The organism is Labilibaculum euxinicum (genome assembly GCF_009795715.1).
Taxonomy (GTDB): Bacteria; Bacteroidota; Bacteroidia; order Bacteroidales; family Marinifilaceae; genus Labilibaculum; species Labilibaculum euxinus.
This window is the reverse complement of record NZ_WTCR01000002.1, coordinates 187,255-200,614: the sequence shown is the minus strand read 5'-3', so window position 1 is coordinate 200,614 and position 13,360 is coordinate 187,255. Positions and strand designations below refer to the sequence as shown.

At 37.9% G+C, this 13,360-nt stretch carries 14 protein-coding genes; 1 reads left to right on the top strand and 13 read right to left on the bottom strand.

Going from position 1 to position 13,360, the window contains the following annotated elements:
- From hypD to GQR60_RS02845, 3 genes are all read right to left on the bottom strand, one after another.
- Entirely contained in the window at positions 1 to 2,454 is a 2,454-nt protein-coding gene (gene hypD, locus GQR60_RS02855; protein WP_225441318.1) for a trans-4-hydroxy-L-proline dehydratase, read from the bottom strand.
- Positions 2,455 to 3,216: 762 nt separating this feature from the next.
- Complete coding sequence (locus tag GQR60_RS02850) at positions 3,217 to 4,077, bottom strand: YkgJ family cysteine cluster protein (RefSeq protein ID WP_124991481.1); 861 nt, start codon at positions 4,075 to 4,077, stop codon at positions 3,217 to 3,219.
- A 145-nt stretch (positions 4,078 to 4,222) separates the two neighbouring features.
- Complete coding sequence (locus GQR60_RS02845) at positions 4,223 to 5,458, bottom strand: threonine/serine exporter family protein (protein WP_124991480.1); 1,236 nt, start codon at positions 5,456 to 5,458, stop codon at positions 4,223 to 4,225.
- A gap of 424 nt (positions 5,459 to 5,882) precedes the next feature.
- On the opposite strand from GQR60_RS02845, the gene GQR60_RS02840 reads away from it, so the two are divergent.
- The gene (locus GQR60_RS02840) at positions 5,883 to 7,511 is read left to right on the top strand and encodes a SulP family inorganic anion transporter (RefSeq protein ID WP_124991479.1); all 1,629 of its coding nucleotides are present in this window, start codon (positions 5,883 to 5,885) and stop codon (positions 7,509 to 7,511) included.
- 95 nt (positions 7,512 to 7,606) lie between these two features.
- Here GQR60_RS02840 and GQR60_RS02835 read toward each other — a convergent pair whose 3' ends face one another.
- From GQR60_RS02835 to GQR60_RS02790, 10 genes are all read right to left on the bottom strand, one after another.
- Positions 7,607 to 8,023: an acyl-CoA thioesterase gene (locus GQR60_RS02835; protein WP_124991478.1), complete on the bottom strand. Its 417-nt coding sequence runs from the start codon at positions 8,021 to 8,023 to the stop codon at positions 7,607 to 7,609.
- A complete protein-coding gene (locus GQR60_RS02830; protein ID WP_124991477.1) occupies positions 8,020 to 8,907 on the bottom strand; it encodes a P-loop NTPase in 888 nt (295 codons plus the stop codon). Before GQR60_RS02830 ends, GQR60_RS02835 begins: the two co-directional genes overlap by 4 nt.
- 1 nt (position 8,908) lies before the next feature.
- On the bottom strand, positions 8,909 to 9,775 hold the full coding sequence (locus tag GQR60_RS02825; RefSeq protein ID WP_124991476.1) for a P-loop NTPase: 867 nt from the start codon (positions 9,773 to 9,775) through the stop codon (positions 8,909 to 8,911).
- Positions 9,760 to 10,626, bottom strand: a complete 867-nt coding sequence (locus GQR60_RS02820) for a damage-control phosphatase ARMT1 family protein (protein ID WP_124991475.1) — start codon at positions 10,624 to 10,626, stop codon at positions 9,760 to 9,762. Before GQR60_RS02820 ends, GQR60_RS02825 begins: the two co-directional genes overlap by 16 nt.
- Before the next feature lie 2 nt (positions 10,627 to 10,628).
- Positions 10,629 to 10,967 (bottom strand): NifB/NifX family molybdenum-iron cluster-binding protein, encoded by a 339-nt coding sequence (locus GQR60_RS02815; RefSeq protein ID WP_124991474.1) that lies wholly within the window; start codon positions 10,965 to 10,967, stop codon positions 10,629 to 10,631.
- A 230-nt stretch (positions 10,968 to 11,197) separates the two neighbouring features.
- Positions 11,198 to 11,401 carry a DUF5320 domain-containing protein gene (locus GQR60_RS02810; protein WP_124991473.1) on the bottom strand — a complete coding sequence of 68 codons (204 nt, stop codon included), beginning with the start codon at positions 11,399 to 11,401 and terminating at the stop codon, positions 11,198 to 11,200.
- A gap of 14 nt (positions 11,402 to 11,415) precedes the next feature.
- Entirely contained in the window at positions 11,416 to 11,601 is a 186-nt protein-coding gene (locus tag GQR60_RS02805; protein ID WP_124991472.1) for a DUF5320 domain-containing protein, read from the bottom strand.
- An 11-nt stretch (positions 11,602 to 11,612) separates the two neighbouring features.
- Positions 11,613 to 11,930, bottom strand: a complete 318-nt coding sequence (locus GQR60_RS02800) for a NifB/NifX family molybdenum-iron cluster-binding protein (protein WP_124991471.1) — start codon at positions 11,928 to 11,930, stop codon at positions 11,613 to 11,615.
- A gap of 4 nt (positions 11,931 to 11,934) precedes the next feature.
- Positions 11,935 to 12,339 (bottom strand): DUF134 domain-containing protein, encoded by a 405-nt coding sequence (locus tag GQR60_RS02795; protein WP_225441317.1) that lies wholly within the window; start codon positions 12,337 to 12,339, stop codon positions 11,935 to 11,937.
- A gap of 130 nt (positions 12,340 to 12,469) precedes the next feature.
- Positions 12,470 to 13,234 (bottom strand): SDR family NAD(P)-dependent oxidoreductase, encoded by a 765-nt coding sequence (locus GQR60_RS02790; RefSeq protein ID WP_160463397.1) that lies wholly within the window; start codon positions 13,232 to 13,234, stop codon positions 12,470 to 12,472.
- Between the last annotated feature and the right edge of the window lie 126 nt (positions 13,235 to 13,360).

Here is a 13,360-nt window from a genome sequence, read left to right as displayed (position 1 = left end):
TTAAAACGATTCATTTTCAGTACGATCGATCACTTCCTGCTGTAAATCGGCATTCATATCGTTGAAGTAATCGCTGTAACCGGCCATACGTACCAACAAGTCTTTGTAATCTTCCGGACATGCCTGAGCGGCCAGCAAAGTTGCTGAATCAACAATATTAAATTGAATGTGATGACCACCCAATGAAAAGTAGCTTCGAATTAGCTTGCTCAGCTTATTAATGTCTTCATCCCTTTTCAGTAAACTTGGAAGAAAACGCTGATTCAATAAAGTTCCACCCGATTTGGTCTGATCAATTTTTGTCAGGGAACGAATCACTGCTGAAGGACCGTTAATATCGCTGCCATGCGAAGGTGAAGTTCCATCCGAAATAGACTTTCCGGCTAACCGCCCGTTAGGAGTTGCTCCCATTACTTTACCAAAATATACATGACAGGTAGTCGACAGCATATTCAGATGATAAGTTTCTCCTTTAGTATTTGGCTTACCATCAATAGCTTCCAGTAAATCGTTGTAAACACGCACTGCAATGCTATCGGCGTATTCATCGTCATTTCCAAAAAAAGGTGTTTTATTGAGTATTGTCTGACGAAGAATCTCCTCCCCTTCGAAGTTTTTACCAACAGCCTCCAGTATTGAATCCATAGTAAAATCTTTCGACTCAAACACATGTTTTTTCAGTGTTGCCAAACTATCGGTAATAGTTCCCAAACCAGTACATTGAATATAGTTTGTGTTGTATCGTGGTCCGGCATTGTAATAATCGCGGCCTCTGGCAATGCAATCGTCTGTTAATACCGATAAAAGTGGTGCCGGTGCATATTTAGCAAACATACGGTCGATATAATTACTTACCCTGACTTTCTGATCAACCACAAAATTCAGCTGTTTCAAAAATGCTTCGTACAATTCTTCAAAGCTTTTAAAATTACGCGGATCACCGGTTTGAATCCCTGCTATTTTACCGGTTACGGGATTAATTCCGTTGTTTAAGGTCACCTCTAAAACTTTCGGAACATTCAGATACCCAGTTAAAACATAGGCTTCTTTCCCAAAAGCTCCTACTTCGATACAACCGCTGCAACCACCTTCGCGCGCATCTTCCAATGACTTACCTTGACGAAGCAATTCCATGACATACACATCGGGATTGAAAACGGAAGGATAACCGTGTCCCTGACGAATCACCTTACAACCCTCTTTTAAAAAACGATCGGGAGTACGTGTACTAACATGAATGGAACTTCCCGGCTGCAGAATATGCAAATCTTCAATGATCTCCAGCAACAAATAAGAAACCTCACTAACACCATCGGAACCGTCTCTGCGGACTCCTCCAATATTGATGTTCGTAAAATCGTTATAGGTTCCGCTTTCGCGTGCCGTAATTCCCACTTTGGGCGGTGCAGGATGATTATTTACTTTAATCCAGAAACAACTCAATAATTCCTTTGCCTCCTCACGGGATAAGTCTCCGCTTTCTATTCCTTTATTGTAGAAAGGTTCCAAATGCTGATCAAAATGACCTGGATTCATAGCATCCCAACCATTCAACTCGGTAATGGTTCCAAGATGCATGAACCAATACATTTGGATAGCTTCGTGAAAATTCCGGGGAGCATGAGCCGGTATCCAACGACACACTTCAGCAATCTTTTTCAGTTCAGTAAGTCTTTGAGGATCTTTTTCTGTTTTAGCCTGTTCTTCGGCTAAATCGGCATGACGTTCTGCAAATACAATCGCAGCATCGCAGGAAACTGCCATGGCTTTCAGTTCTTCCAGCTTATCAGTGGCCTCATCATCATTCATAAAATCCAAACGGTCGATGTGAGCCTGAATGTCTTTTTTAAAATCAAGCAATCCTTTTTTGTAGATCTTGCCATCTAAAGTCGTGTGACCGGGAGCCCGTTGCTCCATAAATTCGGTAAACAAACCAGCCTCGTAAGCCGCACTCCATTCTTGAGGAACGTAATTGAAAATGCGTTCGCGCATGGTACGGCCTTCCCAATATGGAATTACCTCACGTGCATAAGTATCAATATCTTCCTGCGATATGGTATAGCGTTGCAAATCGCGGGTATTTAATACATTTAAATCGTCAACACTATGGCAGGTCAACTCAGGAAAAGTAGGTACACATTTTGGTGATGGGCCACGTTCTCCCACGATCAACTCACCTTCACCCAAATAAATTGTTTTCTTTTTACAAATTTCCATGAAGGTTAATGCCCGCATCATTGGAATGGAATACTTACCATTGTTTTCTTTGTAAAAAGCGGTTTCGATCAAAGCTCTTTCGATATCGAGCGAAGGCTCTGTACCGACACTAATTTTGCGTAAATTCTGAATACGTTCGGTCATTCTTTCATGGGAATCCGAAGAATGGACATTACTAAAATTGCTTTCTGAACGAGGCGCACGCTCAGGAGTTTTATGTAGATTATTTGAATTCATTTTGTTATTAATTTTTGGGTTCAAAAACTAAAGTTGGGTATCTAATACACCTTTATCTACGGACCAATCCGTAAATAAATAAAAAGTGTGAATGTAGTGTGTGAGGAATTTACCTGTCAATGTATGAAACAGGTAATATCGATTAAATTGTCCGATTGTAGTACATCAGGCAATTGAATAGACGACGATATGAATGCGTTAACGTTTGAAGAATAATCATTTGGTCCATTTTCTAAAATCAAAAGTAGAAATTTTTTAGCCAACTGATTCATTTCCTCCGTATATTTTTTTTTAAATAAGATCCTTTATCAACCAAAACACAAATAGAAAAAAAGTCGTAACACATTCTATGCCACGGCAATTACTCTTACATCACAATAATCAATCACAAATCATTATGTGCAGTACAAATTTTTTCTTACATTTCCAGACTTATGGAATACTATTGCAATAAATAAAAATGGGGAATTTAATTTTACTTTCTCCTGCTCCTTTCCAGCCCACAATTCTTTTCCATAAAAGCTATTTTAATTCGTTTCCTATAACCAAGATCTAAGTATTTCCTGTTGTAATCATGGTATTATTTAAATGTTCAATCCCTCCTTGTCAGGAACCAATACCAATGAAAGTATAGCAATCGTAAGGAATATCACCAATGATATCAGAAACTATTTCATAAAAAAGACCTGCCGGGTTTTAAAAATCCTGTCAGGTCTGTTACTATAATAGGGTAAGCTCGAACGAAGTCTTTTATCACAAACGCTATTCCTGAGCGCCGTGATTCTTTGCAATTCCGATCCAATGTTCAACCAAACTTTTAGGATCAGCCCCTATACCACGAGCAAAATGCAAAGCTACTCCCATAATTAAAACAGAAGCTTCATGTAATTCTTGATTTGTTTGCAAGGCTCCAAATTCTTTCTGCGCTTTTAATTGAAGCAAATTATTGTGTTTTTGAGTAAATGCAATAGGATCGTCATCAGAAATTTCAGGAATCATCAAACAATCAATCCACTCCTGCCCTATCCTTTCTGCTAATTCTTCCGGAGGCTCATTGCCCATCTTTCTCCACAATGGCAATGTTTCCTTATCTCCGGATTCGGACAAACCAGTATCAAGCAATAGTTCAAACGCAATATCAGCTATATTTTGCATCATTTCTAAATATTGATCCTGAGCCTTTTCGAATTGATCCGTTTCCTGACCATTAAGATATTCTCCAACACTCATTTGAGGTAAATCTATAACTTCGGGACATTTTTCCAAACAAGGAAGTTTATCTCCCTGATACATATAGCGAACTTCGTTACTTTGCATTTGACGACCCAGTGGAAATAAGCGACAAGCCAATGGACGCCCCAAGTGGACACTGCACCCAAAATTATCGATATATTGAGAGCAAGCTTGTTTCCCTCCCCAACCTACCTTTCCATTAAATTGCAAACGAATCCCGCCGAACTCACAGTAAAGGTCACGAAACTCCCTTGTAGTCATTTCTTTCTCCCTGGCCAAACACACCAGCTCCCATGGATTAAGCAACACTTGATTACCATGGCAGCAAGCTCCGATTCGTGCACAGGTGAGAGGCAATATATTTTGAATACTCAGTATAGTTGTTTGCATTATTAATTACTTCATTTTTGATATTACACTTATATTACAACCCCATAATTAATCGGCTGCCAAATTGTTAAAACATTATTTAAAATCACAGATATATAAAATTTCCTGAGGATATATCTCCGATTGCTATCATTAATAGAATTATTTATTGGCCTGTCAGCATGCTTTTCGAGGATGCTTTTTTGATGTTTCGATCCATAAAACTACCAGAGAAAATTAAACCACCAATAATCCCCATAAAAATATAAAGTACCTGCGCTCCCATGTTGTTTTGCGCTCCCGGTGCATCTAGAAATACACTGCTTAAACCAATAAATGCTTTACTTCCCGGAACAAGCATCACAATTCCAGGCACTAAAAACACCAACTGAGGCGATCGTGTTATTTTACTAAACAGTTTGCTGATGCTTACGGCCACAATAGTTCCGATAAAAATACTGACTAAAATTCCTGTGAAGTCGAAAAGTGTAGTGGTATAAAAGCTAATAAATCCAGCAATTACACAATACAGCAAATCTCTTGTCCGCACTTTAAACACCACCGAAAGACTCAAGGCCAAAATTACGATGGCAAAGTAGTCGAGCCATTCGGGCACATCATTTATTACATTATTAGGTTGCAGGTCAACAAACAAAGGAAGAATTGCCAGACCCAAAACAACACCAAAAAACTGCTTAAAAAGCGATACCAAGGCATCGAACAATTTGGCCGTCCCCGACACCAAACTTCGGGAAGTGATCTCTTCCAATGCAGTAGTAATCGATAATCCGGGAATAAACACAATAATAGATGCCAGAATGGTCATGGAAATATTGATCTGTTCAAATTTCATGGACAATAAACCGGTTATTAGAGTGGCCACAAAGGCTATTAGTGACTCCAAGGCACTTCGAATGTATCCCGATTTATGAGCCAAAAGAGTAATACCATAAATTACTGCTCCAATAATAGATGCGGTTACTGCAGAAGCCCAGCTGGTATCCAATATCATGCTAAATGCCCCAGCCGAAAGAATAAAGGCTGCCAATTCGGTTAGTTTGCCATAAGCAAAAGGTGCTGTTTTTAATTGCTCCATGGCAATTTTGGCTTCTTCAAAACTGCTTTTATTTGAAAGAACATCGTTAGTGATTTCAACAATTCGCGACAAAGCACCCAAATTCAATTCCCCTGGCGGCACGCACTCTACGTAATTGTAGGTTTGCTCTTCCTCTTCGTAAAACACATAGTTGATCCAGGTTGGTGTATCCATAAAACTTCCCTTAATCCCTTTCTTTTCCGAAATCTCTGTCAGATAAATCTGCGATTTATAGGAGGGTACGCCATAAGTATGTAAGGCCTTACCCAACTGAACTATGAATTTATATTTTCCGGGAACCTGCATGTTCTTTTATTTCTGTTCTAAATGATTATTTGAATTTGCGGCGGTGCTCTTCGTCCAAATGTTTTATTTTTCTCTGTTCACCAACCACAATTCACTATTCACTGCTATCCGATGATTGCTATTTTAAAATCCGGACAAAAATACAATTTATTTATGCATCGAGACGTCCCGGAATCTTGTTATTCCCTGCATTTATATTCGGTAAAGAAAGAATACTTCTTGTTTTGTTTCATTTTCCTTAAAATATTCTCTTTTGGGAGAATAACGAGAACCTTTATGCATTACTTTTGCAACTCAAAACAATCAATAACGAAAAAAAAAGATCTGTCATAAATATTAGGGCTTCCTTTACGGATAAACCTAAACATGACGGCTTCTTCCTGAACTTGATCGGGACAACTATTATCATTTAAATTATTAACAAATGAACTCTATTTTTAGACCTAAATTATTCTCTGTACTAAAAGGTTACAATATCCAGGCTTTTCAAAAAGATTTATTTGCAGGAATTATTGTAGGTATTGTTGCTCTTCCTTTGGCCATTGCATTTGCTGTTGCATCAGGTGTTTCGCCCGAAAAAGGTTTAATTACAGCAATTGTGGCTGGTTTTATCATTTCTTTATTGGGTGGCAGCCGGGTTCAAATTGGAGGACCTACAGGTGCATTTATCGTAATTGTTTACGGTATTGTTAGCCAGTACGGAATTGATGGTTTAATGATCTCAACATTTTTGGCTGGTATAATTCTAATTCTATTTGGGGTACTGCGCATGGGAGCGGTTTTAAAATTCATTCCCCATCCTTTAATTGTTGGATTTACCTCGGGTATTGCTCTGGTTATTTTCTCTACTCAAATTAAAGCAGCCTTTGGTCTTCAGATAGCAGAAGTTCCATCTGAATTTATTGGAAAATGGGCTTGTTATTTCTCTAATATTTCCAGTCTCAATATATATGCAATCGCGATTAGCGGAGGTACAGTCCTATTGACCTTGTTCGCCGGTAAATTGATTCCTAAAATACCAGGATCCTTTATCGCAATTATTACAATGACCGCGCTTGTGCAGATTTTCGACATGCCTGTTAACACCATCGAATCGGTATATGGAGAAATTCCCAACTCATTTAGTTTCTCGGTTCCAACTGTTGACTGGACCAATCTTCCGAATTACTTTCAACCGGCAATAACTATTGCGATTTTGGGCGCGATCGAATCTTTACTATCCGCAGTAGTTTCCGACGGTATGATCGGTGGAAATCATCGATCCAATACAGAATTAATTGCACAGGGAATTGCCAACATCTTCTCTCCTATTTTTGGAGGAATTCCGGCAACAGGAGCTATTGCGAGAACTGCAACTAATGTTAAAAACGGTGGACGCACACCTGTTGCGGGAATGATTCATGCACTTACTCTATTGTTAATCATGCTGGTATTTGGACGATGGGCAAAATTAATTCCAATGTCGTGTCTGGCAGGTATTTTGATTGTGGTTTCCTACAATATGAGTGAATGGAGATCTTTCAAATCTATTCTTAAGGGTTCAAGATTTGACATTATCGTTTTACTCACCACCTTCTTCTTAACCGTATTGGTTGATTTAACCATCGCTATCGAAATGGGAATTGTACTGGCATCTTTAATCTTCATGTATCGAATGTCAAAAATCAATGGCGTAATTCAACATGAATCGGATTCGGATGAGATACAGAATTACAATCAAATCCCTAAGAAAATTGAGATATATGAAATTAGCGGACCGTTCTTTTTTGCCGCTGCCAAAAGATATCAGGAAACCCTTCGCAACCTGAAAAGTTCTACATCAGTTCTTATCATTCGAATGCGACATGTTCCTTTTATGGATACCACCGGAGTAAGAAACTTCACCGAAATCATTAAAAACTTGGAAAATAGAAAAACAAAGGTGATTTTATCCGGAGTAAATTCGGAAGTAATGGGCGATTTACTAAAAAGCGAAATTCATCACTTAATAAACGAAGAAAATATCTTCAACAATTTTGATGATGCTGTTGAAGCTGCTAAAAAATTACTATAGTTGGTAAGAAACTGTTTAAAAATAAAACCGGACAATAGGTATTCCTCCTAAAGTCCGGTTTTTTCATGTTTAATCCCCTAAAAAAAACATAAAAACTAAACTACTAATTGAAATTCGTTTTGCAGGGCACTCACAATCATGTCAGGAACTTGATGTGGTTTTCGGGTTTTACTATCCACAAAAACCACCGTAGATGTTGCAGTACATGTCTTTTCTCCTTTTCCGTTTTCAAATTCGAACTCAAATTTGAAACGAACCTTGGGCAATTCCTTTATTTTGGTTCGAACCGTTAATTCTTCATCATAGCCTGTCGGTTTTAAATATCTTAAATTCATTTCAATTACAGGAAGCATGACATTATTATCCTCTAACACCTTGTCGTTTATGCCGAATTGGCGCAACAGTTCCGTTCTGGCCTGATGACAATAATTAACGTAGTTGGCATGATAGACGTAACCCATTTGATCCACCTCGTTGTATCTTGGCCGTATTTTATATTCACCAATAATCATTGTTCAATTTTTAGTTCGGAAACATCAACTTTCTTCCAAAGTTCTAATAGTGCGTTGCCAATTTCCGAATCTTTATTGTACTCCAAAATTGTTTTTTTCTCTACCATCGAGTAAACTACCTCTTCGGAAAAAGGCAGTTTGCCCATCAGCGTAATTCCCTGTGTGGTAAAAAAGCTTTCCATTTGCATGGAAATTTCTAAATTGATATCATATTTATTGATTAGAGCATACATCGGTATTTGGAACGACTGCACCAACTCTACCAAACGCACCAAATCATGAAATCCTGATTTGCTGGGCTCTGTAACCAAAATTACTGCATCGGTTCCGGTAATAGACGCAATTGCCGCACAGCCAATTCCAGGAGGTCCATCGTTTAAAATAAAGTCAGCATTCTTTTCTATGGCAATTTCTTTAGCTCTTTTGCGGATTTGAGTCACCAATTTGCCGGAATTTTCCTCACCCGGTCCCATTTTAGCATGAACCAATGATCCAAAACGCGTATCGGACACAAACCAATGATTGTTGCGGCTTCGCTCTGAACTGATTGCTCCTGCAGGACAAATACGTTCACAAAGACGACAACCTTCACATGCAAAAGCATCGATACGTAAGCCTCCACCCGGTTTAAAATGGATAGCTTCAAATTTGCAATGCTGTCTGCAAAGACCACAATTGGTGCATAAATTAGTATCAATAGAAGCAACCCAAGCTCCCTCGAACACATGTGTCTCTTTATTTTCCGGTTGAAAAATAATGTGAAGATCAGCTGCGTCAACGTCAGCATCTACAAAAACAGTATTTTTAATCACCGAAGCCAAAGCTGCTGTAATACTGGTTTTTCCTGTTCCTCCTTTACCACTAAGAATAGTTATGTCCTTCATATTAATTCAATTTCTTCAAATACTCAACCACCTTGCGATACTCCTTCGCGAATTGAAGGGGAACACAGCTCACAATTTTCCCTTTTGCATACAAACCTGCATACTCTTTACTAAAAGGAATTTCACCCAACAAGTCAATATTTTCGGCCTTCAGAAACTCATACACTTCAGAATCTCCTAATCCGGCTTTGTTTACAAAAACACCAAAAGGTTTATTCACCTCACGCAATAAATCAACAGTAAGCTTTAAATCATATACTCCGAATGGAGTTGGCTCTGTCACTAAAATCACAAAATCGGCATCCGAAATGGTCTCAACAACCGGACAACTTGTACCAGGTGGTGCATCGTAAATCAGAATATCATGTTCACCAACTAAGTTCTTCTTTAAATCCTTAATCAACATAGTCTGCAATGGAGAACCAACCCGCAAATTGCCTTCCATCAGACTCAAATCATTACCAATATTGTAATTGGTCACAGTTCCAATGGCATTTTTGGTTTCGTGAATAGCATCAAACTGACAGGCCACAAAACAAGCACCACAAGAATGACACAAATCCTTATTCACAACAGCATACTGCATTGAGGGAATCATTACAATTGCGTTGAATTCACAATATTCCTCACATTTTTTACAAAATGTACATTTCGAAGTGTCTATTTTGGGAATCACCTGCTCTGATAATTTCTCGCTCTTAACCGAGAAATTCCGAAAAAACAAAAGGTCATTCGGCTCTTCCACATCGCAGTCAACCAACTGTACACTTCTTGTCCAATGCTCATTGATGGAAGAAAATAAATTAACAGCAAAAGTTGTTTTGCCTGTTCCTCCTTTGCCACTTGCAACGGCTATTTTAAACGCCATAAACTCCCCTCCTGCTTTTTTGTAATGATCAAATCTCCCTTATTCACACCCAACATCTCAGCCATTATATCACATTTTGCCATCAGCATAAAATAAAGTGATTTTCTTTTTTCATTTAGCAAACCTTCAAAATTTCCCTGTCCTTTAGAAATTACAACAGTTGCTTTTGTATACAGTTCCTGAAATTCTTCTGAACAATTATCCACTAAGGTTGAAGGTGCATCATGACCATTCGATATCACCCTGCAAACATCCTGCATTCCTACTTGCTCAGCATCCTCGAAAGTCACATCATTAATTATCGGATTTCCCCGAACAACATAAGTTAAGTTGGGATGATTCAAATGTTGAATAAAAAGCTTATCGAAAACTATTTCGCCTGCATTATCGCCTAAATACAAAACCGATTCTGCTTTTTTTACCTCAGCAAACATCTCATCTCTATCGTCCAAAGCAAAATCAAGAGCCAGTAATTCTTCTATTTTAGCTGGAATATCGGCTGGTACACTATGTGCTCCATAATCAACAATATTGCCAACAACAGCTAATTTTGCGGCAATATGCAGTGATTCATCATTTTCATTCACAAATGCAACCCATTTTTTATATTGCGAATACAAAATTGAATTGGCATGTTTCTTCTCCTCACGGTACAAATCATCATTTTGTATTTTCTTTTTCGCCAAACGATGAATTAGCAACGCCAGATAAGGATTTGAGAGGTGCTTACAATTTGTTAGTAAATGATTTACTTCAGAGGAAAAATCACCTGCGACTTCCCCCTGAAGATTAAATTTGTCAATTAGTAAATCCACCGTTTTGGAGTGGCAAGTCAAACACCTGTTATCCATATTTAGTGGTCGCAATAGTTAGCTGTAAAGCTTAAACTTTCATCCAAAAATCCTTTTACCAATTCTTTAGCATCTAATTGAGGTGCTCCAACAAATACATTTACATTGTGTTGATTAAAAATTTGTATGGCTCTGCTTCCCATTCCTCCGGCAATTACATCAGTAACCCCTAAGTCAGCTAAGAATGGAGGCAACAAACCTGGTTCGTGTGGTGGTGCAGCCACTAATTCTTCTGTAACAATAGCTTTATCCATTACATCAAGCAATGCAAAATGCGAACAATGGCCAAAATGTCCATCCAAAATTCCATCTTTAACTGGAATTGCAATTTTCTTTTTCATTCGTAATTATTTAATTTAACATTTTAAATATCAATATCTTATAAACCAGTTAGGATGTTTCATATAATATTTCAATTAATCAATCCCAAACAAGAGGGAACACTATTTTATTCTTTGTATCAGATACAGCACAAGAGCTATTGATATTATTCAAGAAGAATAAAATCAACAAGACCCTTATGCCTCTTACTAATCAGGATGCATTTTTTATGAAACCAAGGAATAAATATCTAATCATTTATTTTCCTTCGGCGAAGTCTTAGTCTTCCGGCACGTCCTCGTCCAAAACCAAATCCTTGTCCTTTGCCTCTTTCAATGGTTTCATCCTTAAATTCTGTCTCACTGTACATTTTCTTGCTGCTGTTACAACGCCCCATTCCTCTTCCGGTTCGGGCACCTTTTCCCTCCGGACCACTTCGATCTAAACCTGGCATTTCAACCTCCTTTTTTAAATTGATTTACTACTTTTCAATCTTTTTCCCTGCCCTTTACCGCAACCACTTTTTCGTTTCAAACCTAAACCTTTCCCTAACTTCTCCAATAGAATGTTTTGGTCAGATTCAGAACATTGTCCTAGTCCCCTTCCCGATTTTGAACCTTCTCCTTCGGGTCCTTTTCCATCCAAATGTGGCATAACATTTTATTTTAAGATTTCAATTTGTCTATAATGTGCTGCACTGTGCTATTATCATCTTGCAGCAACACCATTTGAATATTGAACTTTTCAAGCAATTCTTTTGCTTTAGGCCCAAAATCACCTGAAATTACTTTTTGAGCACCCAGTTCGACCACCTTTTCAACAGTTTTGGTTCCTGCTCCACTTTGCGAGTTGATATTTTCATTCTCAATGAAACTAATTTCTCCTGATTGATCATCATACAAACAAAACCAGCCTGCTCTTCCAAACCGCAAATCAAAAATTGAATTCAATTGATTTCCCGTTGATGTAATAATTGTCTTCATATTCTTATTTATTAATTAATTCGATGTGTTTGGAATTACAAGCCGGACAAGTTTCTTTGTCCATAGTTTCCGGAATATTAAATCTTGCATTGCATTTTGAACACAAATACCAATTCTTATCCATAACTGCATTCCCAAAAACAGTTCTTATTTCCTTTGCTTCTACCAATGCTGCAGCAATTTTTCTTCGGGCACTTTCGTAGATTCTCGCAAAAGTCGGCCTCGATATGCCCATTAAACCAGCAGCTTCATCATGTTTTAACAAATCGTAATCTGCTAACTTCAATGCTTCATATTCTTCATAAAGCAAATCAATTGATTTCCGACTCTTAGAATTTACACCAAAGGGTCTGTACCCCTTAAATCTTGGTGGTTCCACAACTTTTCGCAATCTGATTTTTCTTGGCATAGGGATTTATTTTTAACAAATATAATGAGAATATTCTCATTACGCAAATATTACCGGCCTTTACTAACAAAGCTATATAGCAAAAAAAGAGGCTCTGCAGCCTCTGTTAAATCTTTATCTCTTACAAACCTTATACTTCTTCTTCCTGAGAAATAAAATGGGCAAATTGTCTTTCAACAGTTATTGGTTCAGTCAAATACAATTCTCCAACCTGTTTCGACATGACATCCGGAAATACATATTCTTTACCCTTAATTAATCCTTCTACTATTTCTCTGGCAACATTTACAGGAGAATCTTTTTCCATTTCCAGATCTCTTGTCATATCAGTATTGACAGGTCCAGGATATACTCCCATAACAAGAATATTAGTCAAAAACAATTCTCCGCGCAAGCCTTGTGTAATACTATGAACGGCAGCCTTCGAGGCAGAATATACTCCTGCAATTGGCATACTAGCCAAGCCCAACAGCGAAGAAGTATTTACAATGGCAGCTATTTCCCTCTGTTTTAAATAGTCTATTAAAGAAACAGTCAACTTTACCAAACCCCAAACATTTACTTCAAAATTTACAGCCATACTGTCTAATGTTTCATCCGAACAGAATCCTCCGGATTCATAAACACCAGCATTATTAATTAAGATTTCAACATCCTTCGCTAATTTTGCAGCCCTAATAATTGATCGATCATCCCTTAAGTCTAAAAGTATCGGAACCAAACGATTCCCATACTCTGGTTTAAGATCATCCATAGATTTTAAATTCCGTACTCCCGCATACACTTTTTTTGCCCCCTTTTCGAGTAGCTCAATGGTTATTGCTCTCCCAATTCCTCTGTTAGCTCCACTTACAAAAGCTACCCTATCTTTAGGGGACACTTTGATTTCATTCATCACAACCTCCATTTTTGATTTAACTTATTTTGAATTGATTCTACTCAATTTACAAATATCCCACCCCAATAGCAATGCAAATTATCTATCCAAACACTATTTAGATACAATAGGATCATTTTGAAC

Coding starts and splice junctions, on each gene's coding strand:
- hypD (WP_225441318.1), bottom strand. CDS start 2,454: ATGAATTCAAATAATCTACATAAAACTCCTGAGCGTGCGCCTCGTTCA.
- GQR60_RS02850 (WP_124991481.1), bottom strand. CDS start 4,077: ATGCAAACAACTATACTGAGTATTCAAAATATATTGCCTCTCACCTGT.
- GQR60_RS02845 (WP_124991480.1), bottom strand. CDS start 5,458: ATGCAGGTTCCCGGAAAATATAAATTCATAGTTCAGTTGGGTAAGGCC.
- GQR60_RS02840 (WP_124991479.1), top strand. CDS start 5,883: ATGAACTCTATTTTTAGACCTAAATTATTCTCTGTACTAAAAGGTTAC.
- GQR60_RS02835 (WP_124991478.1), bottom strand. CDS start 8,023: ATGATTATTGGTGAATATAAAATACGGCCAAGATACAACGAGGTGGAT.
- GQR60_RS02830 (WP_124991477.1), bottom strand. CDS start 8,907: ATGAAGGACATAACTATTCTTAGTGGTAAAGGAGGAACAGGAAAAACC.
- GQR60_RS02825 (WP_124991476.1), bottom strand. CDS start 9,775: ATGGCGTTTAAAATAGCCGTTGCAAGTGGCAAAGGAGGAACAGGCAAA.
- GQR60_RS02820 (WP_124991475.1), bottom strand. CDS start 10,626: ATGGATAACAGGTGTTTGACTTGCCACTCCAAAACGGTGGATTTACTA.
- GQR60_RS02815 (WP_124991474.1), bottom strand. CDS start 10,967: ATGAAAAAGAAAATTGCAATTCCAGTTAAAGATGGAATTTTGGATGGA.
- GQR60_RS02810 (WP_124991473.1), bottom strand. CDS start 11,401: ATGCCAGGTTTAGATCGAAGTGGTCCGGAGGGAAAAGGTGCCCGAACC.
- GQR60_RS02805 (WP_124991472.1), bottom strand. CDS start 11,601: ATGCCACATTTGGATGGAAAAGGACCCGAAGGAGAAGGTTCAAAATCG.
- GQR60_RS02800 (WP_124991471.1), bottom strand. CDS start 11,930: ATGAAGACAATTATTACATCAACGGGAAATCAATTGAATTCAATTTTT.
- GQR60_RS02795 (WP_225441317.1), bottom strand. CDS start 12,339: ATGCCAAGAAAAATCAGATTGCGAAAAGTTGTGGAACCACCAAGATTT.
- GQR60_RS02790 (WP_160463397.1), bottom strand. CDS start 13,234: ATGAATGAAATCAAAGTGTCCCCTAAAGATAGGGTAGCTTTTGTAAGT.